This window comes from Streptomyces murinus (assembly GCF_002154555.1).
Classification (GTDB): Bacteria; Actinomycetota; Actinomycetes; order Streptomycetales; family Streptomycetaceae; genus Streptomyces; species Streptomyces murinus.
The window spans coordinates 1-20,025 of the sequence record NZ_MUNF01000160.1 but is presented as its reverse complement, the minus strand read 5'-3'; the positions used below and the strand labels follow the sequence as shown (position 1 = coordinate 20,025).

Here is a 20,025-nt window from a genome sequence, read left to right as displayed (position 1 = left end):
CCGGGCCGTCGCCGAGCGCACCGGCCGCGACCCCGGCGACCTGGAGGTGCGGGTCTACGCGATGTCGCTGATCGGCGGCCTGATGGAGACCACCATGTACTGGGCCGAGCACGGCCACCAGGAGGATCTGCGGGACCTGATCGACCGCAGTCTGGACGTCCTGGAGCACGGTCTGCCGGGCGCCGAAAACCACTGAGACCGCGCGCTCGCGGCGTGCCATGCTGACGGGGTGAACGCCACCGAGATCCGCGTCGAAGTCGCCCCCGAGCTGCATCTGTTCGTCCCGTCGGCCCGGCGCGCGGGCGCCACCGCGCTCGGCACCGACGGCGTCTCGACGCTCGGCCATGTCATCGAGTCCCTCGGCGTGCCGCTGACCGAGGTCGGCGCGCTGCTCGTGGACGGCCGCGAGGTGCCGGTCTCGCACATCCCGCGCGCGGGCGAGAGCGTGCGGGTCCGGGCGGTGACGCGCCCTCAGCGGGTGCCCGGCGCCCCGCTGCGCTTCCTCCTCGACGTCCACCTCGGCACCCTGGCCCGCCGGCTGCGGCTGCTCGGCGTCGACGCGGCGTACGAGTCCACCGACATCGGCGACCCGGCGCTGGCCGCGCGCTCTGCGGCCGAGCGGCGGGTCATGCTCAGCCGCGACCGGGGGCTGCTGCGCCGCCGCGAGCTGTGGGCCGGCGCGTACATCTACAGCACCCAGCCAGAGGAACAACTCCAGGACGTCCTCGGCCGATTCGCCCCCGAGCTGCGCCCCTGGACCCGCTGCACGGCCTGCAACGGGCAGCTGCGCGCCGCCACCAAGGAGGAGGTCGCCGACCAGCTCAAGGGCGGCACCGAGCGGTCGTACGACGTCTTCGCGCAGTGCGCGTCCTGCGGGCGCGCGTACTGGAAGGGCGCGCATCACGACCAGCTGGAGGCGGTCGTGGAGCGGGCGTTGAGCATGCGTACCCAGGGCAGTACTCAGGGCGGTTGAGTAGCCGGGCCGCTCCCCCGGGCCGGGGGCGCGCGGTGGGATGGGGGCATGAACACCACGACCGAGCATCCGGTGGCGGCCCTCACCCCGCGGCAGAAGGACCGCCTCATCAGCGGCTGGGCGATCGCCGGACTGGCCCTGCTGCTGCCGACCGTCGTCCTGTCCTGGGCGGTCGTCCTCTCCGGCGACCGCGGCACCCAGTGCCTGATGTACGGCGAGGGGTGCTCGACCATCCCCGGTTCGGCGCTCTACGCCGCCTTCTGGCTGGCTCTCGCCGCGGGCGTCACGGCACTGGCCTGGCCCAGGGGCCGGGGGACGTACTCCCGGGCCTGGGCCGTGTGCGTGCAGTGGGGCGCGCAGCTCGCGCTGGGGGCGATGATCCTCAGCGGCGCGTGACGCCTCCCGGCCCCTCTCCTCGACTCAGGGGCTTTCGAGGGCGGTGCGGAGCCGGTCCGGGTCGGTGGTCGGGGCGTCGCAGGTGAAGTCGCGGCAGACGTAGGCGGCCGCCTGTCCGGAGACCAGCGGACGGTCGGCGAGCAGCGGGAACTCCTCGCTGTCCGGGGTGCCGACGGCGACGACCGCACCCGGGGCGGTGCCCAGAAGTGCCGTACGGTGCAGGGCCGTTGTGGCCGGGTCGGCGAGGGACGGGCCGACGACCGCGATCTCCCGGGGCCCGTCGAGCAGCGCCTCCGCGACGGCGAGCCCCCAGCCGATGAACCGGGGCACCCGCGGGCCCAGAGCCTGTACGACGCCCAACGCCCGCTCGGCGGCGGTCCGATGGGCCTCGGAGCCGGTCTGCGCGGCATAGCCGAGCAGTGCGCCCGCGGCGGCCGACCAGCCGGAGGGGGTGGCGTTGTCGGTGGGGTCCTGGGGGCGGCGGATGAGCTGTTCGGCGTCGGCGGCGGTGTCGTAGAGCGCGCCGGTCCCGGGGTCGGTGAAGCGGGCGAGCACATGGTCGACGAGCAGTCCGGCGAAGTCCAGCCAGACGCCCTCGCCGGTCACGGAGGCGAGCGCGAGGAAGCCCTCGGCGACATCCGCGTAGTCCTCCAGCACACCGGAGTTGGCACCGGCCCGGCCGTCCCTGCTGGTGCGGGCGAGCCGGGCGTGCTCGTCGAGATGCACCCGCACGAGCAGGTCGGCGGCGCCGAGGGCGGCCTCGATCAGGTCCGGGCGGTCGAAGTAGGCGCCGGTCTCGGCGAGCGCGGCGATCGCGAGCCCGTTCCAGGCGGCGACGACCTTGTCGTCCCGGCCGGGCGCGGGCCGCAGCGCGCGGGCGTCGAGCAGCCGGCCCTTGACGGAGGCGATCTTCTCGGCGTCGAACACGCCCTCGTCCTGCGGGAGTTGCAGAACGGACTGCCCGTGCTCGAAGGTGCCCTCCTCGGTGACGCCGAAGAACTGCGCGGCGAGCTGGGCGTCGGCCTCGCCGAGTACACCGGTCAGCTGCTCGGGCGTCCAGACGTAGTACGCCCCCTCGACGTGCCGCCCGCTCCCGTCGTCACTGTCGGCGTCCAGGGCGGAGGCGAATCCCCCTTCGTTCGTCCGCAGTTCGCGGACCATGAAGTCGGCGGTCTCCAGGGCGACCCGTCGGGCGAGTTCGGAGCCGGTGGCCCGCCACAGGTGCGCGTACACACGGCACAGCAGGGCGTTGTCGTAGAGCATCTTCTCGAAGTGCGGCACGATCCAGTCGCGGTCGACGGAGTACCGGGCGAACCCGCCGCCGAGCTGGTCGTAGAGCCCGCCGCGGGCCATCCGCTCACAGGTGTCCTGGGCCATCTGGAGCGCGCCCTCGGCGCCGGTGCGCGCGTGGTGGCGCAGCAGGAACTCCAGCACCATGGACGGCGGGAACTTGGGCGCGCCCCCGAATCCGCCGCGCTGCGCGTCGTACTCACGGGTCAGCCCGAGCAGCGCCTGGGCGAGTTCCTGTTCGCCGGGCGGCCGGGTCCCCTGGTGGCTGATCTCCCGCTGCGCCAGATCCCGCACGATCTTCCCGGCGACCTCCCCGACCTCGTCCCGCCGGGTGCTCCACGCCTGCCGGACCCCCTCCAGCACCTGCCGGAAGGACGGCATCCCGTGCCGGGGCGCGGGCGGGAAGTAGGTGCCGAAGTAGAACGGTTCGGCATCCGGCGTCAGAAACACGGTCATCGGCCACCCGCCCTGCCCGGTGGCCGCCTGCACCGCCTCCATGTACACGGCATCGACGTCCGGCCGCTCCTCCCGGTCGACCTTGACGCTGACGAAGTGCGCGTTGAGGTAGTCGGCGGTGTCCTGGTCCTCGAAGGATTCGTGGGCCATGACGTGGCACCAGTGTTCATCAGGCTAAGTGGCACGACGAATAGCCCACCGAGAGAAGGATGGGAACGTCGCGCCGCTTGGCCTCTTGCATCGCCTCCTCTCCCCATGGCCACCAGTCCACAGGATTGGAGGCGTGCTGGAGGAGATAGGGCGACTGGGAGTTTGCCAGTCGGTTCATGGCTCCATCGTTGCACGACGAGGATCGCGCCGCGTGATCATCATGCGCACCTGATCGTCACAGCACCCGAACCGAGTCTCAGGGCCCCATCACGCTGACGGGCCTTCCCCGGTGGAACCTTCTGTAGGACGGTTCATGTCCCTCGCCATGGCACTCAGGTGCCTCAGTGCCCCAGGCGCGAAGAAGGGAAGCAGCGGGATCGTGCGAGTCCACGCGTCGGATCGCAGGAGCTCCAGTGCGATGTCCCGGGCCGCCTCCTCGGCGGGGGGATTGCTGTGGGCCGCGGCACGGGCGAGTGCCAGGCAGGTCCGGATCACCCGGTCGTGGGCGCAGCTGTCCGCGGCCGGCGCCACGTGGACGCCCGCCAAGTGCGCGGCGGCGGTACCAAGTGCCGTCGCCCGGTCGTCCGGCGTCCGCGCCGCGTGGGCGTGCTGCCACACGGCGGTGGTGTCGCCGTTCACCGCTGCCAGGAGCGCCAGTTCCGCAGGGGGCTGCAGTCCCGGCTGACGGGCGCGCCGCCATCTGCCGACCGAACTTTCGGCGGCGCTCACGGCTTCGTCCGGAAGGCAACGGAGCCGTTCCAGCAGGGCGAGGACGGCCATCGACCGTTCCGGCGCCGCCATGGAGAGGGCGGCCACGCGCAGCACGGCCCGGCCGAGCGTGTCGTTCAGCCGGGGGGCAGGGTTTCGGACATCGGGGAAGGCAAGGAGCAGCGCCGCCAGCTCGGGGAGAGGGACGCGCGGGCTGCCCGTCTCCATCCGCCGTGCGAGGACCTCCACCAGCGGCTCGGCGACACGTGCCGCCGCCTCCGGACAGTGTCGTACAAGCCCGGCGGCGACGGCTGTCAGCGCCTGCAGCCGTTGCGCGGTGTCTCCCGTCGCCATCGCCGTGGCCGCGGCCTCGTCCCCCGCGTGGGCGAGGGCCTGGGCCACAGCGTTGGCCAGATCGGGGGCGGCTCCGGCAGGCAGCAGCCGGGCCGCCGCCCGGGCGTGGCGGGTGCCCGGGTTGTCGTGTCCGGCGAGGGAACAGCCGAGGGAGAGGGCCGCCAGGTGCCGTGCGCGGGCATGTGCGCCGGGCAGGTGCCGCACGAGCGCTTCGGCCTCGTCCGATGCGCCTGCCGCGCCCATGGCCCGGCAGAGTTCCGCAGTCCAGTCCTCGGGGAGATACGAGGTACTCGCGGTCTGTGCCGCAGGACGGCTCCGCAGGGCCGCCTCCAGAAGTTCCCGGCCGCGGAGGAGGCGGCCCGCACCCACATGGTCGTCCACCTCCAGAAGCAGAGGGAGGAGAGGCTGCTCCGGACGATCGGGGCACGAGCCGTCGCCGGGGCGCAGCAGGCCGGTCGATCGCCGGTGCGGGTCGGGGCGGCGGGGCGGGGAGGAGGCCCGCGTGTCCCCGGGTTCTGTCTGGGTGGGCTGTGGGGCCCGGATGACTTGTGCGCCGCGGGCCATCCGCGCTTCGTTCAGCGCTGCCCGCTCGGCGTCAGCCTTCCTGCGCTTCGCCTTACGCTCCGTCTCGGTCTTCTCGGCAGCCTCCTGTGCTGCCTCGCCGACCCGTCGCGCCTTCTCCTTCTCAGCTGCGTCAAGGACCGATTGCGCCCGTTCCAGCAGGGGGTCCCCGAGAATCCCGACGCGCTGGTCTTCCGGTACTGCCTCCATCTGGCGTCTGACGCCGTCATGGTCGCCCGTCGCCTTCATGGCCACTGTGGCCTCGGCCAGGCGCTCCAGTGTCCCGGCGAGTTCGCGGCGTAGGTGGGCGCGATCGGCTTCGGACAAGGCACCGGACCGGGAATCGGAGTCCCTCAGCGCCTCGATCGCCCGATGCATCCGGGCTCGGGCCCTCCGCAACTGCTCGGCGGCTCGGCGGTGTCGCTTCGCGGGCAGAGCGACAAGCACCGATGCCGCGGTGGCCAGGACGTCGACCGCTCCCAGTCCTTCCGTGTCGCCGAGTTCCTCGCAGACGGCCTCGATGCGATCACCGGCGTACGGGCCGAGGTAGGGCGTCACCTGGGCCAACGCTCCGTAGAGTTCCACTGCCGCGGTCCGGGCGCGCAGGTCTCCTGCGCTGAGCCTCTCCGCCTGGGAATACAGCGTCATGACGGCATCCAGTTTCCCTGCTGCCTCGGTGATCGCCGCCGTCCCGGCCGCCGGGTCCTGGAGCACCGCGCGGAATACGGGCCGGGCGGCGCCGGGACCGCTCAGACGGGCGAGCGTCCCGGCGGCACAGAGGAGTCGTACGTACGGCTCGGGTTCCCGGAAGGCACCGGGAAAGCCCTGATGCGCACGGTCCCAGGCCAGCCCCTCCGCCGCCTCCCGCACGAGTGCGTCGACGTTCAGGTGGGTCCTTCCCACGGAGGGCTGCCCCTCGTAAGCCAGTTCCACCGCCGTTTCCGCCAGGTGTACAGCCCTGTCGACGGCCGTGGGCGCGGAGCGGGCCAGGCCGCGTGCGCGCTTCGTGTCCCCGAGCCTGACGTAGAGAGCCGGGGCTCCGTCGGGCACGTACGTGTCGTGCGCCCGGCGCAGCAAGGATCGCGCACCGTAGAGGGAGATGAGTGTCGCCAGACGGTCGCCGGACGTGACGTCCGCCGCCGCACCGATCTCCTCCTCGAAGGCGTCCAGCTGGGCGAGCGGGATGTCCGGCCCGGCCGTGCGGGCGAGCCGACGCAGGCGGAGCAAGTCGAGGACGTACGACGCGCGTTCGGCGGTACCGGTCAGCAGGCGGAGCTGATGTGCCAAGGGGTACGGAGGAGTATCGTCCGGCCAGCCGGCCGCGCGCCACATCCGCGACCAGAGCAGCAGTTCCTCGGTGTATCGCAGGACCGCAGCCCCTCCCAAGTCCTCGCGCACCGCGTGTACGAGGCGGGAGTCCGCCAAGGCGTACGTCCCGAGTACCGGGTCCTCGGTCACGAGGGCGCGCCTCGCCGGGCCCTGTACCAGGCGGTCGAGGTGGTCCGCGGAGAGCCTGGTCAGCTCCGCCAGGTCCGTGATCCGCAGGCCACCCTCCGCCACGGCCAGCAGTCCCGCGACCGGTTCGCCCAGCGCAGTGGCGTCGGCTGGTGGCTGTCGGAGCCTCAGTACCCCGGCGATGGGCAGGAGCGTTCGCAGATGACGACTCTGGCGAAGTGGATGCCGCTTCTCGGGAACGTCACTGGGAAGGGGGGCGCAGCGGCGGAGAGAGACGATGACGCGCATGTTGGTCGGCGGGAGGGAGGGCAGAAGCGCGGCGATGCTCTCGCGTGCGGATCTCCGTACGACTCGGTCCGAGTCCTCGAGTTCGCCACCGGAGCGGGCCCTGGGCTTCGGAGCCCCGCCCTTGCCCGCCCGATCCGGCCCGGCCACGCCGCCCGACCAGGCCACGTCGTCGTCGAGTCCGTCGACCACGAGCAGAAGGTTCCGTCCGTGCCTCGCGCTCTTCGCGGCGGCTTCGGCGAAGAGGGCGCTCCACGCCCGGGTGCCCCTGGGGATCGGGCTCCCGGCCCTGCCGAGAAAACGGTCGATCTGACCGGCAATCTCGTTCTCGAACTCGGCTCGCGTGTCCGTGCCGTGGGCCGCGGAGACGAAGAAGGTCAGGATGTCGCTACCGATCGGGGGCTTCCGACGGACGTAACCGGCGAGCAGCGTCGTCTTGCCCACGGGGCCGTCGGCGTGCCAGCACAGGTAGGACGGTGCTTCAGGGTGGGAGTCCTGGACAAACGCCTTCATTTCCGCATGTTCGTTCACCCTCAAGCGGACCTCGGCCGCGGAAACCTCGGGGGCCGAACCGTGCAGTCCGATGAAGCGAAGGCCGGGGTCCGCCTGCCGCCGGTTCACTGAAATCTGCCCGCGCTGCGCACTCCTTGCCTCGTCCTTCGCCGCCCGCAAGGTGGCTTCCCACTCGGCGTCCGAGTACGTCGGAGTGCTGTGCCCGCTCCGCGACCTGGCCACTACGGCCAAGAAGCCACGCAATCGATCCGGCGAGGGGACCGTCTTCCCCTCGATCCAGCTTTGCAGCGTCGAGCGAGAGACGCCCAACTCCTCAGCCACGCCGCCATAAGTGAGCCTCTCGGGGTTCCACACCTCCTGCAGCATTCTGTGCAGCTCGTTCCTCGCGCGTCTGGCTGAACCCTTCACCGGCCCGCTCCCGTCCGTGTTCGCTGCGCGGAAACTCGACTGCCGCCGTACGACTTCAGGCGTTCGACCTGCGGAAACCGTGTTGCGACGGTCGGCGCAACTTCCCGGCACGAGGCCGCCGCCGACACTCTGGATCACCTCAGCAGCCGAAACCGGCTCCCGGCAGAAGGACATCTCATGCCCCAGCTCACCGAACTCTTGCCCTACACCCTGCTCTTGAGCGGAACCACCGGCCTACTCTATGGGGTCGCCCTCCTCGCCGTGGCCCTCGTCTCCGTCCTCGCCTCCGCACAGGATCGCCGCAAGGACGCGCGGACGACGCTCAGCATCCTTGTGCGTCGGCGACCGCGTTGAGCGCGGGGAAGGCATCCGATGCCGCGCGCACTGGTACTTGTGGCGGGCCCTGATCAAGTGAAGCGAGCGCATGGCTTTGAGCTGGAACTCGGGTGCTTGTAGTGCACTGTAGTAGGTATTTTTGCACTGCTTTCGCCACCCTTGATGACCTGAAATCTTCTATCAGGGGCGTGAGTTGACCAGGAGAATTTTGTGTGTTGCCACCCGCTCAAGCCGTGGCGTTGCCTGCAGCTCTGCGACCGCCGAGCTGCAGGCCCCGACGCGGAAGGAGTGGCATGGGAAAGGCAGCACGCAAGTGGCTGGGGCGCCGCAAGGAGGAGCTGTTCCTCATTGCGGTAGCCGGAGTGGTCAGCGCAGTCATGGCCAAGGTGGTCGACCACCTCTGGTAGATGACCGTTCTCGACGCAAACTGCGCGTCGAGAACGGCCGGCCCCAGCAGTGAGTAGTTCCCGTTCCGCGCGCACGGGACGGGAACCGCTCGCATCTCACCGGTCTCCCGGTGAGGTACTGCCAGGGCGCCGAGACATCGGCAATTCCCGAGTTTAGACCTTTACGTAGACACCGTTCGGCCGGGTGATCGAGTGTTGGAACCAGCGAGGACCGTCAAGGCTGGTAAAGCGTTTTCCCGCTCGTCGCGGGGGTGGCCCGTCGGGAGCCTGCAGAGCCCTGGAATGGGCCTTTTCCCCGCGTGGGCGGGGGCATCCCGCACTTCTGGTCCCCGCGGACCGGCCCAGAGTGCGGCTCGATGCGGGGACACAGCCCTCGTCCGAGCCGCCACCTGTTGGCTTTCCGGCTATCGAACAGAAGGAGGTGGCACGGACTTGCCCGAGGCCCGATCGCCGATTCCCGCCGGGCAGCGCGCCAGCTGGGATCCGCGCTTGCAGCCCTGCATCCCCGCCGTCGACTTCGACGGGGCGACCGCGCACCACTCCCTGAGCGCGGTCTTCAACCGCGCCGACGACCTGGCCGCACTCGACTGCGCCTCACCGGGCGAGACCGTCGCCGTCATCGAGTACTTGTTGGCCATCTGCTTCGCCTCCGGCACCTGTCCATCTTCCGACGAGGACTGGAATGCCTGGATCCTTGGCCAAAGGCCCCTCGCACCGGCCGCCGAGTGGCTGTTGAAGCAACCGGCGGACTCCTGGGACCTGTTCCATCCCACGCATCCTCTGACCCAGAATTCCGACTTGTCGAAGGATCTCCGCAAGAGCGGCACCGGAACCGCTCAGTTGATCATCGAGCACTCCGGTGACTACAACCAGCACTTCGACCACCATCATCTCGAACGCGACAACCCTCTCCCGGCAGCGGACGCGTTCCGCGCCACCCTCACACAGCACGTCTACGGCCCTTACGGTCGGGCACGCATGTCCGGGGGCGAGCTCGGCGCGAGGGTCACCAATCTCGCGGCGGGCCGTCTGACGGGAAGGATCCGGGTCGTCGCCCTGGGGGGAACGCTCGGCGAGACGCTGCGCCTGAACCTCTATCCGCCCGACGGGCCGGGGCAGTCGCTCAACACCTCCTGGACCACGTCCGTCCTTGAGCAGCGCAGGTTCGAAGGGAAGCGGAAGCCCCGGGCACCGCGGAGCTCCGCGGACCTGCACAGCACCCTGGGGCGTTCTGTACTGCTGCGTCCAGCGCGCGGTCCACACGGGCAGCTCATGGTCGACCGGGTTCTGATCGGAGCCGGTGAGGTACTGGATCTCGACCCGACGCATCATCTTCAGGACGCCGTGTACAGCACGACGACGAACGGCGTGTCCAAGCCCCTGTGGCCCTCGCCCAGCCGAGCCCTCTGGCAACAGGCCCATGCTCTGTACAGCGCCGTCAACGACGGCCGGGGCGGGATGTACGCGCGGCTGCGGTCTCTTCTCCCGTACCGGCGACCGGACCCGGAGGGGCCGGACCCGGAAACGCAGCAGAGCGCCCCGTACCATCTCTGGGCCGTCGGCCTCCTGACCAACAAGACGCTTCCCGTCATCTGGACCCACGGTGCCTACCCCTATGCCCCGGGCATGGCCGCGCACCTCTACCGCGCGTCCCGCCGTGGCTCGGATATCGCCGAATACCTGGCGCAAACCCTCAAGAACGCGGCGATCGTGGCCGCGGAGACCGCGTTCCCCGCCATGAGGGCCGCGGACGAGGCCGGTCAGGTGGCACGTCTCGATGCCCGGTACAACTTCTGGCCCGCAGCCGAGGACCCCTTCCTCGAACTGCTGGACGAGGTGGTCGACCGGGGGTTCGGGGACGACGACCCGGTGTCCGCTCCCCTGGTCGCCTACGCGCTGAAGTTGATGATCACGGCTCGCACCCGGTTGCTCCAGCTCCTCGACACCCTGCCGCCCGGCGACCGCTACAACCGAGCGCGGTCCCGGGCCGTGCGGCTTTTCGAGGAAGCCGTGTCCGGCGACCGGGCCCCGGCCGAACTCCGAGGGGAGACAGCACTTGACTGAGCAGATTCCGTCGGCCGGTACGGGGGCGCCCGGCTTCCCGCACGACAGCGCGGCACTCACCACTTGGCTCACCACCCTCGTCCGCAACCGCGAGTACGGGACGCTCGCCGAACTCCGCCGGTCCCGGGTCCGCACCAACGCGCACATCCGCGCGGGCTGGTACGGAGGCGACGACCACCGCGACCTCTTCGAGCGGGTGGCCTTCCTGTTCGCGATCTACCACCAGGGGCGCCCCACACCCTTCTACGGCCACGGCAGTCTCGGCGCCGCGGCCCGCAGGATCGGGGACGGGACCGGGCGCGGGCCGGACAACCCCGGCGCCCAGCGGCTTCTGGACCGTGTCGTCGCGAGCCGACGCGTTCCCTGGCGGCACCTCCAGCATGCAATCACTCGGCTCCGCTCCTGCGAACAGCACCCACCGTCCTGGACCACCCTGACCGAAGACCTCATCCGGTGGAACGACCGCAAGGCGCGCATCGCCTACAAATGGTCGGTCCATTTCCACACCCCTCCGGGAACAGCCGGGAAACGGGGAACGAACCCATGACGCGAGTAACTCCTCCACCAGCGATTCCACCGACGACTCGAAGGGACACCGCCTCGTGACCGAGCCACCTCGGAGCCAGTTCCTCTCCTTGCACCTCATCGAGACCCTGGCCGCTGTCCTTCCAGTACGCGACGAGAACGGGCAGCCCAAGTCCCTGGTCTTCGGGGGCGTGGAACGCCACATGATCACGAGCCAGGCCCGCAGGCGTGCCGAGCGGGTCCACGCCCGCAACCGGGCCAACGCCGGCTTGGGGGAGCTCAAGGGGCGAAGCATGGGCGTACGTACCCGGGAGTGGGCCCTTCTGGCCGCACGTGAACTCGAGTCCGCCCACGGCTGGGACCGGGACAGGGCGCTGGTCACGGCCCGCGCGGTGATGGAAGCCAGCGGTCTCAAATTCGGCGATCCGAAGAAGAAGACCGTGGCCAATCTGACCAAGGTGCTCATCTTCGCGCCGTCCGACGCCGGAGCGAAGATCGCGCTGCACATCGTCGACCGGGCGGCGGAGGTCGGGGAGTGGCGCGACGCCTACCTCGAAGCCCAGGCTCGTATCGAGGCGACGAAGAAGACGCGCCGCGGGGCGATGAGCAAGGACGCGGCAGAACCGAATGCGGAGGAGACCCCCGCGGAAACCGCCAGGGCCGTCGCCCTGCCTCCGCTGCCCAAGGCCACCCGCGACGCCGTTCTGCTGGCCCTCGCGCCTCGGGACGCCGTGGACATCGCCCTCTATGGTCGGTTCCTCGCCGAGATCCCCGACTCGCCCAATGTCGACGGCGCCGTCCAGACCGGACATGCCTTCACGGTGCACGAAGCGGAACAAATCGAAGACTTTTATGCGGCCGCCGATGACGCGAAGCTAGATCGCAAACGCAATGCTCTCGATTTCCTCGATGCCGCGGACGACGCCGGCGCGGGTATGACCGGGTACCAGTCCCTGATCTCCGGCACCTTTTATCGACACGCAGTCCTCGACCGTACGCAGCTTCGCGTCAATCTGAGGGTAGCCGGAATGGACGAGGCCGAGGCCGAACAGGTGGCATCCAAGGCCGAGAAGGAGTTCGTGAACTCCTTCGTGGAGGCATTTCCGGAAGCGAAAAAAAACTCCACCGCGTCCACCGGATCGCTGCCGACGCTCGTCCTCGCCTTCGAAGGGGAACGTCCCTACAACTACGCGTCCGCCTTTCAGAGGCCGGTCGACGAGGGGCCCTTGTCGGCCGGTGGGGAAGGACCGGCGGGACCCGCCGCCGTGCGCAGACTGCTGCGCCACCACACCTTCGTCAGCCGCCGTCGCGGCGATCTGCGCACCACGCGGTTGCTCACTTACGACCCCGAGATCGATCTGCTCCTGGGAGAGCTGGAACTGCCGGAGTCGCTGTCCATGGTGGAGCGGGCCGAGGACCTCACACCATGAGCGGCACGAACGACTCGCACGTCCTCCTCATCCGGTTGGCCGGCCCCCTGCAGTCCTGGGGCATCGCCGGCAGGTTCGCCCGTCGCGACACACACAGCCGTCCGACGAAGTCGGGCGTGATCGGCCTGTGCGCCGCGGCCCTCGGACTGCCCCGGGAAGAACCTCTCGGGGAACTCGCCGAGGTGCGCTTCGGCGTGCGGGCCGACCGGCCTGGCACGCCGCTTCGCGACTACCACACGGTCGGCGGCGGAAAGTACCCGATGCGTCCGCGGGACCTGATCACCGACCACCAGCGAGCCGCCAAGGCGACCACGGACTCGTCGCCGACGCCACCGCAGGACGACGCCCTGGAGCCCGGCCCGTTCGGACGCGCCGAGCTCCATGCCTGGTACGGCTCACCGAAGTACGTCGCCGCCGACCCGAGGTCAGGAGTGCTCGTCTCCGGAGAAGTCCGCCGCCACAGCCTGATCACAGAGCGCTGGTATCTCGCCGACGCCGCCTTCCTCGTCGGCCTGGAGCACCAGGAAAGGGCCCTCCTGGAACGTGTGGCCCACGCCCTGGAGTACCCGAAAAGGCTGCTCTGGCTCGGCCGCAAAGCCTGTCCGCCATCGGGTGACCTCGCCGTCGGTATCGCTCCGGGCTCGCTCAAGGAGGTCTTCGAGACACACTCCCTGCTTCCCGATGCCGTCGGTCCCGAAGCCGAGCCGTCGGCAACCGCGCAGCGCATACGCCCGTGGGGCTGGATCGAGAGCAGACGGCCGCTCCCCGGCGTCGGCCCCCTGTCCGACCAGCCCGTGCTATTCGGGGCGGACGGAGGGACCCACAGCCTCCGCTGGGAGACCCGCCACCGCATCACCATCGCCGCACACGCCCGTGGATGGGACATCATCCTGTGAACACGAACACCACCGCGTCGAATGTTTCGTCGGGCGCGGGCCGGGCCGCCAGATTCGTCGCCGCGCAGACCCTATTGACCCTGGACGCCCGACATCCTTTCGTCGGCAAATCGCTCATCGACGCACAGGACATGCACCGAACCGTCATGAGCGGCTTCCCCGGCTGGGTGGACGACGGCAGCCCGGACCCCCGCGCCCAGATGGGCATCCTGTCAACCTGGACCGTCGACCTCCGGCAGGCGCGGCTCAACTTGGTGGTCCAGTCGTCACTCCCCGCCGATTGGAACGGCATTCCCCGAGCGGCCCTGACCGAGAAGCCGGAGCTCCTTACTGTCGATCGCACCTTCCGCTTCGGCGACAGGGTCGCCTTCCGCACGGTTGTCAATCCCGTCCACAACGTCCCCCCTCCACCGGGCTCTCCGCCCAAGACCCGCGGCACCCGCGTCCCCCACACACGCCCCGAACACGTGAAGGGGTGGTTCGTGCGCCGCCTCCAACCGCCCGGCGAACCCGCGATCGCCCCGGACGGCGTCACCCGCATCGGAGCGTACGCCGATACCGATCAGATCGGCGTACGCATGCTCCCGAACACCTCGAGCCCAGCACCGCACAAGGGCCTGCGCATCGCTCGTGCGGAGATCAAGGGCACGCTCACGGTCACCGACCCCACGGCCTTCGTCGCGGCCCTCGCCCAGGGCATCGGCCACGCACGCGCGTACAGCTGCGGGCTGATTCTCGTACGCTAAAACACCTGAAAATCAGCAAAAGGAGACCTTTATACTATTCAGGCGCATTTTGCGCCCTGAACGGCGCTGCTTCCGAGATCCCAGGATCAGCACCACCGGATTACTCGCGCTACAGAACGGCACGAGCCGGACGGCCGCTCGCTCGGTCGGCTGGACGTCCCGGAACAGCAGGCCAGGGTGCGGCAGCATCGAACCTGCCGTGCCCTCAGGCTTGTGGCTGAACAGTTTTGAGCATCTGCAGAGCGACCTGGATCTCCTTGACCGCACTGGCGCGGTCATCGTCACTCGTGTGGAAGTGCATGGTCTCGTTACGGATCTTTCGAACCCGGTCCATGCGTTCGGCGAAGCTCTGCTGCGGGAACTGCCAACCCGTTGCCTGCCAAACGTCATTCCGCTTGAGCAAAGTGATGTAGTCAGAAAAGTTCATGCCCTGCTCGGTGAGCTTGACGATTTTTGCAGGATCGCCGGGGAGTCCGTATTCACCATGAATCTCCTTCACCTGCATCAGAGCCTTCTTGAGAGCTCGACGCAGGCGCAGTTCCAGCTCTTGGATAAGGGCGTACGGGCGCAGTTCCTGCTCGAATCTGTGGGCCAGGTCGTGGCCGGTCACAATCCCGGAGAGGCTGCCGTCGGGATTGAGTACGAATACGCAACCATGGTCGGCTACGTCCGCCAGGCAGTCCACCATGGGCTCGTCGGTACGTATTGACCGAACCTTCAACACAGCAGCATCTTCGACCAGCGCAGTGGCAGGGCGGTTGGTCGCACCGATTTCCCGCCAGGTGATGGAGCCGCGCAAGTGACCGTCGTCGTCGAGGACAGGGAGCTGGTCATACGCGTTCTCGGACAGAAGTTCCACAGCTCGGCTGAGCGGGTCGGTAAGCCTGACGGTCTTCAGTTCACTGCGCGCCGAGGGCAACCTCCCCACGGTCACCAGCACAGGCGCAGGACGAGCCGACTCCTCGTCATCACCGCCGCTCTCGCCCTCTCCGGCTCCAACAGGGATCGGGCTGACATCGCTGGCATCCGAGGAGCCGAGCTCCTCTTCGACCAGGAGATCCGCCGCGGAGCCATCTCCTTCTTCCGGCTCCAATTCCAGGTCGGCGGTCTCTTCACCCGACGACTGCCGCTCAGCCTCCGGGGCCAACCCGATGGGAACGACGCGGACGATGTGGTCGATCGACGGGACCTCGGTGAGGGGAGGGACAACCGCGAGACCTAGCTCGTCCAGATCCCGGCGAATGGTGGCGATCGCCTTGCCCGAGCGGCTCACAAAGTCCCAGATGCTGAGCAGGTCGCGTACGGCCAGTCTGACCGGCTCGCCCGTCGGGGCTTCGGCCACCTTGTCGGCCAACTCGGTAGGACCCTCCAGCAATCGCAGGTCAGCCGGAGCGTCAGGGTTCCCTGGATCGGAGCCCCCCGCCGCAAGCGCAGTGAGACGCTTCACGGCATCGAGGCGGCGCAACTCGCTCACCGTGAGCAGGGAGCCAAGCGTCGCACGCAGGTCGGCGCGAAGCTCCGAACGCGGCACATCAGTGCGCTTCCAAGTGACAGTACGTACATGCCGAAGTCCCGGAGCGGCCTCCGCGCGGAACTGGTAATCGCCCGTGAGGCATCCGATGGCGATGTCGCCCGTCTTGAGCGGCAGGACGATCAGGTCCCCGGGCGACATGACGGTTCGAAAACGCCACAGTTGTCCGCGCCAGTTGCCGAGGACGCGAGGGTTTTCACGGGGATACGCCTTGGCAAGCTCGACTTTGAGGTCTCCCGGCGTCTTACAGCCCGACAGGTCACCGACCTCGGGCCAGCCGGCGATCGTCAAGCCCTCGGAGAGGGAGAAAGTCGCCCTCTCGTCATCCGCTCCGGCACGCACCATCCAGGCCCGTACAGCACCCACGTCGTCCCCCCGAACCTGTCGTACTGAATATCGAAGTGCGATACGTCAAGCCTAGCCCGGGGTTCCCGATCATGAAACGCGGGACATCACTCGGCCCGCAACAGCCGCACGCGTGCGCCTACCTGCGAGTCGATATCCGATTCCGGGATCGGCTCCTAGCACTGATGGATTGATCCTGCTGCTCGCGAAACAGCCCTCGCGGTGTAATAGAGCTTGTCCTACACTCTGAACATGAAGCCAACCCGAGCCGGGACCACCGAGAACATCTCCGTGTCCATGCCCACCGAACTGGTCAGTGAGCTCCGCTCCCGAACCGGTCGCCGAGGTCTGTCCAGCTACATCACGGAGGCCGTCCGGCATCAGCTCGCCATGGACGGGCTCGCCGAGATCGTCGCAGCCCACGAGGAAGAGCACGGCGCACTCACGGAGCAGGAGGTCGAAGCCGCTCGTCGCGAGCTGTTCGGAGACGTGAACGCCAGCGGCGTCGAACGGGGCGCTGCGTGAAGGAGCTGCCGGCCCGCTCACTGGTGCTCGATTCCGAGGCGCTCTCCCTGCTTCTGCGCAACGACCGCGGGATGGCGGCTCGCATCGAGGCATCTCGGCAGGTCGGAGTCCCCGTCGTCGTGTCTGCGCTGACCATCGTCGAAGCCGTGCACGGGAAGACCGATCTGGCGCGCTTGAAGTGGGTGCTCTCCCGGCTGCGAGTGGAACCGGTCAGCCAGGACGACTCCCTGACCGCGGTGGAGCTGCTTCAGAACGCAGGAGGGCTGCACGGGCACAAGTACGCGATCGACGCCCTCGTAGCCGCGCTCGCGCTCCGCGTCCCGGCACCCGTGATCGTTCTGACCTCCGACCGTGACGACTGGTCGAAGCTCTGCGGGAAGCGCGTGATCATCAAAGAGGTGTGAGCACCACCAGCTACTGGGTTCGCGGGTTCGCAGGCACCAGCAGCACCGGGACACTACGCCGCCACGCCTCCTCGAAAGCCTCCGATGCCCACGGCCACCAGTCGACCGGGTTGTCGGCGTGTTGCTGGAGGTACGGTGACGCGGCGTCGGCAAGTCGGTTGGCCATGTTTCATGATCTCGCACCGGTCGGCGTATCGGCCACAGGCCACGGTGGGCGTTCCGCCGCGGCCTTCTGGCCGGCGGCGGTCCTGTCGCAGGACTGGGCGCGCAGGGCCCGGGCCAGGTCGTCGCGGGCCTCCAGGACGAGCCGGCGCAGCGCGGGCGCCGCGTCGGCGTGGGCCGCCAGCCACGTGTCGGTGGCGTCGAGCGTGTCCTGGTGGTCCTGGAGGGCGGGGAAGAGCCCACGGACGATGTCGATGCCGGTCTTGATCGGGCGGGTCGCCCAGATCCGCTCCAGCATCGCGAAGTACCGGTCCGTGTACGGGGCGAGCAGCTCCCGCTGTCCCGACTGCGCGAAGCCGCTGATGGTCGCCGCGACCAGCGCGTTCGGCAGGGTGTCGGACTCCACGACCGCCGCCCACGCCCGTGCCTTGGCGGCTGCCGACGGGCGGGCCGCCAGACAGTGCGCCTGGTGCCGCCTGCCGGAGGCGGTGTCGTCGCGGGCCAGCTCGGCCGCGATGTCACTCTCGTCGGCGGCGCCCCCGGCCGCGAGCGGCTTCAGGAACGCCCAGCGCAGTTCCTGGTCCACCTTGAGGCCTTCGATCTCGGCCGTGCCCGTCAGGAAGCCCCGCAGCAGGCGCAGATCGGCCGGCGACGAGGCAGACGCCGCGAAGAGCCGCGCCCAGAGAAGCTGCCGCCCGCTGCCGGGCTCGGCCGCCCGCAGCTCGCGCAGCGCGGCCTCGGCCAGTGCCCGCCCGCCCTCCTCGCGCCATTCCGGCGCGGCGTAGTGCCGCAGCGCCGTGTCCGCGTTCAGGTACAGCGACTGGAGTACGGCGCTGCCGGACTCCCGCCCGGCGAAGCGCAGCACCAGCTCGATGTAGTCCCGGGCGGGCATGAGACCGTCCCGTGTCATGTTCCAGAGCGCCGACCACGCCGACGTCCGTGCCAGCGGGTCGGCCATGTCACCCAGGTGGTTGAGCAGCGTGGCGAGGGAGTCGGGGTCGAAGCGGGTCTTGCAGTAGGTGAGGTCGTCGTCGTTGACGATGACCAGTTCGGGCCGCTCGGCCCCGGCCAGCTCGGCGACCACCGTACGGGCGCCCGTCACATCGATCTCGGACCGCGCGTAGCGCTCCAGCGCACCGCCCGCGGCCCGCCGGTACAGCCCGACCGCCACCCGGTGCGGGCGCAGCTCCGGGTGGGGCCCGGCGGTCTCCTGGAGGACCGCCAGCTCGGTGACGCGGTTCTCGCCGTCGCAGCTCACCCGCGGTGTCAGCGAGTTGACCCCGGCGGTCCGCAGCCAGGCCCGCGACCACTCGGTCAGATCACGGCCCGAGGCCTCCTCCAGTGCCGACAGCAGGTCCGCGAGCCCGGCGTTGCCGTAGGCGTGTGCCGTGAAGTAGCGGCGTGCGCCCGCCAGGAACGCGTCCTGGCCGACGTACGCCACCAGTTGCTTGAGGACGGCGGCGCCCTTGGCGTACGTGATGCCGTCGAAGTTGAGCTTGGCGTCCTGGAGGTCGCGGATGTCCGCGGTGATCGGGTGGGTGGAGGGCAACTGGTCGGCGCGGTACGCCCACGCCTTGCGGTGGTTGGCGAAGGTGACCCAGGCGTCGGTGAAACGGGTCGCTCCCACCTGCGCGAAGGTGCCCATGAAGTCGGCGAACGACTCCTTCAGCCACAGGTCGTCCCACCACTTCATGGTGACCAGGTCGCCGAACCACATGTGCGCCATCTCGTGCAGGATCACATTGGCCCGGCCCTCGTACGCGGCCTCGGTGACCTTCGAGCGGAAGACGAACTCCTCGCGGAGCGTGACACATCCCGGATTCTCCATCGCCCCCGCGTTGTGCTCCGGCACGAACACCTGGTCGTACTTCCCGAACGGGTACGGGTAGTCGAAGTGGTCGTGGAAGAAGTCGAAGCCCTGCTTGGTGACGGTGAGGATGTCGTCCGCGTCGAAGTGCCGGGCCAGCGAGGCCCGGCACAGCGCGGCCAGCGGAATCTCCAGCACCGTGCCGTCGGGCAGTTCGCGCGTGTAGGGGGCGCGCACCACGTGATACGGGCCGGCCACCACGGCGGTCAGGTAGGTGGAGATCGGCCGCGTCGGCGCGAACTCCCGGGTCTCGCCGTCCGACGCCGTCATCGGGCCGAGGCCGAGGCCAGGCCCGGGCCCGGACTCTGCCTCGCGCTCGTTGCTCAGCACCGTCCAGTTCGCGGGGGCGGTCACCGAGAACGTGAAGGGCGCCTTGAGATCAGGCTGTTCGAAAGCGGCGAAGACCCGGCGGGCGGCGGCGGGTTCATGCTGGGTGTAGAGGTAGACCTCGCCGTCCTCGGGGTCGGTGAAGCGGTGCATCCCCTCGCCCGCCCGGCCGTAGGCGCAGTTCGCGTCGACGACCAGCACATTGGCCTCGGCCAGCCCGTCGAGCGCGATGCGCGAGCCGTCGAACACCGTCCTCGGGTCCAGTGGGCGCCCGTTGAGCGTCACCGACTCCACCGAGGGCGCGAGCAGGTCCACGAAGGTGGCGGCACCCGGCTCGGAGCAGCGGAAGCGGACGGTGGTCAGGGAGCGGAAGGTGTCTGCCTCGGGCCGGAGCGCGGATCGCAGGTCGAGTGCGATGTCGTAGCCGTCCACGGCCAGCAGCCGCGCCCGCTCACGGGCCTCGTCACGGGTCAGGTTCTCACTGGGCACAGGTGCTCCTGTTGTCGCGCCGGCAAGGGGATCTCGTCACCTCACGCGGCGTTCGAGCTCGTCGGACAGGGGAAGCGGGTATGCGCCGAGGCAGTCGGGGACGCCTTCGGTGATCTTCCAGAGGGCTGCGCGCGGAGTCCCGTGCGGCCGGTCGGGAAAGGTGTACTGCTCGGCTGCGGCCCGTACGCGCGCGGAAGGTCCGCCTGCCTGGTCGCGGCGCCCGGCGAGAGTGGCCGCGTTCTCCAGCCGGGCCCTGGGCTCCTCGGTGAGCCGGTACCAGTCCGCGACGACGGAGGGGAGGGAGCGTTCGAGCAGCGCGGTGATGTCTCCGGCACGCCACACCACGACGTCCACCTGCTGGGTGCGTCCCGCGATGGTGGTGCGCCCCAGCGGGCGCACCACCATCGCGGGACGCACCCAGC

15 protein-coding genes and 2 pseudogenes are annotated in these 20,025 nt (G+C 69.5%); 11 read left to right on the top strand and 6 right to left on the bottom strand.

The annotated features are described in order from the left end of the window. The 3 genes from CCN72_RS40425 to CCN72_RS12170 all read left to right on the top strand — a co-directional run. Positions 1-196, top strand: a 196-nt coding sequence (locus tag CCN72_RS40425) for an acyl-CoA-like ligand-binding transcription factor (protein WP_483027273.1), incomplete at its 5' end; no start/stop codon positions are given. A gap of 33 nt (positions 197-229) precedes the next feature. Continuing rightward, entirely contained in the window at positions 230-973 is a 744-nt protein-coding gene (locus CCN72_RS12175; RefSeq protein ID WP_086807544.1) for a Mut7-C RNAse domain-containing protein, read from the top strand. Between the two features lie 48 nt (positions 974-1,021). Continuing rightward, positions 1,022-1,369 (top strand): hypothetical protein, encoded by a 348-nt coding sequence (locus CCN72_RS12170; RefSeq protein WP_086807543.1) that lies wholly within the window; start codon positions 1,022-1,024, stop codon positions 1,367-1,369. A 24-nt stretch (positions 1,370-1,393) separates the two neighbouring features. Here the strand turns inward: CCN72_RS12170 and CCN72_RS12165 are convergent. Both CCN72_RS12165 and CCN72_RS12155 read right to left on the bottom strand, forming a co-directional pair. Beyond that, positions 1,394-3,443: pseudogene (locus CCN72_RS12165) on the bottom strand (thioredoxin domain-containing protein). Positions 3,444-3,532: 89 nt separating this feature from the next. Then, entirely contained in the window at positions 3,533-7,687 is a 4,155-nt protein-coding gene (locus CCN72_RS12155) for a helix-turn-helix domain-containing protein (RefSeq protein ID WP_143664086.1), read from the bottom strand. Positions 7,688-7,726: 39 nt separating this feature from the next. On the opposite strand from CCN72_RS12155, the gene CCN72_RS39595 reads away from it, so the two are divergent. The 6 genes from CCN72_RS39595 to CCN72_RS12130 all read left to right on the top strand — a co-directional run bounded on the left by CCN72_RS39595 (position 7,727) and on the right by CCN72_RS12130 (position 13,953). Then, positions 7,727-7,903, top strand: a complete 177-nt coding sequence (locus tag CCN72_RS39595) for a hypothetical protein (protein ID WP_167408673.1) — start codon at positions 7,727-7,729, stop codon at positions 7,901-7,903. Positions 7,904-8,724: 821 nt separating this feature from the next. Then, complete coding sequence (locus CCN72_RS12150) at positions 8,725-10,356, top strand: type I-E CRISPR-associated protein Cse1/CasA (RefSeq protein WP_244174204.1); 1,632 nt, start codon at positions 8,725-8,727, stop codon at positions 10,354-10,356. After that, positions 10,349-10,903 carry a type I-E CRISPR-associated protein Cse2/CasB gene (gene casB, locus CCN72_RS12145; protein ID WP_244174203.1) on the top strand — a complete coding sequence of 185 codons (555 nt, stop codon included), beginning with the start codon at positions 10,349-10,351 and terminating at the stop codon, positions 10,901-10,903. Before CCN72_RS12150 ends, casB begins: the two co-directional genes overlap by 8 nt. Positions 10,904-10,958: 55 nt before the next feature. After that, the gene (locus CCN72_RS12140; protein WP_086807538.1) at positions 10,959-12,311 is read left to right on the top strand and encodes a type I-E CRISPR-associated protein Cas7/Cse4/CasC; all 1,353 of its coding nucleotides are present in this window, start codon (positions 10,959-10,961) and stop codon (positions 12,309-12,311) included. Next, positions 12,308-13,207, top strand: coding sequence for a type I-E CRISPR-associated protein Cas5/CasD (gene cas5e / locus CCN72_RS12135; RefSeq protein ID WP_086807537.1), 900 nt, complete (start codon positions 12,308-12,310; stop codon positions 13,205-13,207). Before CCN72_RS12140 ends, cas5e begins: the two co-directional genes overlap by 4 nt. Next, positions 13,204-13,953 carry a type I-E CRISPR-associated protein Cas6/Cse3/CasE gene (locus tag CCN72_RS12130; RefSeq protein ID WP_244174202.1) on the top strand — a complete coding sequence of 250 codons (750 nt, stop codon included), beginning with the start codon at positions 13,204-13,206 and terminating at the stop codon, positions 13,951-13,953. Before cas5e ends, CCN72_RS12130 begins: the two co-directional genes overlap by 4 nt. 205 nt (positions 13,954-14,158) lie before the next feature. On the opposite strand, the gene CCN72_RS12125 is transcribed toward CCN72_RS12130, so the two are convergent. Then, positions 14,159-15,850, bottom strand: a complete 1,692-nt coding sequence (locus CCN72_RS12125) for a CBS domain-containing protein (RefSeq protein WP_143664085.1) — start codon at positions 15,848-15,850, stop codon at positions 14,159-14,161. A gap of 231 nt (positions 15,851-16,081) precedes the next feature. Between CCN72_RS12125 and CCN72_RS12120 the strand changes: the two genes are divergently transcribed. After that, positions 16,082-16,354, top strand: coding sequence for a hypothetical protein (locus CCN72_RS12120; protein WP_086807534.1), 273 nt, complete (start codon positions 16,082-16,084; stop codon positions 16,352-16,354). Beyond that, the gene (locus CCN72_RS12115) at positions 16,351-16,758 is read left to right on the top strand and encodes a type II toxin-antitoxin system VapC family toxin (protein WP_086807533.1); all 408 of its coding nucleotides are present in this window, start codon (positions 16,351-16,353) and stop codon (positions 16,756-16,758) included. Before CCN72_RS12120 ends, CCN72_RS12115 begins: the two co-directional genes overlap by 4 nt. 37 nt (positions 16,759-16,795) lie before the next feature. On the opposite strand, the pseudogene CCN72_RS12110 reads toward CCN72_RS12115, so the two are convergent. The 3 genes and pseudogenes from CCN72_RS12110 to CCN72_RS38965 all read right to left on the bottom strand — a co-directional run. Continuing rightward, positions 16,796-16,924, bottom strand: a pseudogene (locus tag CCN72_RS12110) (DUF255 domain-containing protein); the annotation flags it as partial. A 3-nt stretch (positions 16,925-16,927) separates the two neighbouring features. Further along, on the bottom strand, positions 16,928-19,603 hold the full coding sequence (gene pepN / locus CCN72_RS12105) for an aminopeptidase N (protein WP_086807532.1): 2,676 nt from the start codon (positions 19,601-19,603) through the stop codon (positions 16,928-16,930). 36 nt (positions 19,604-19,639) lie between these two features. After that, positions 19,640-20,025 (bottom strand): hypothetical protein (locus tag CCN72_RS38965; RefSeq protein ID WP_158101344.1); only part of this gene is annotated, 386 nt, incomplete at its 5' end.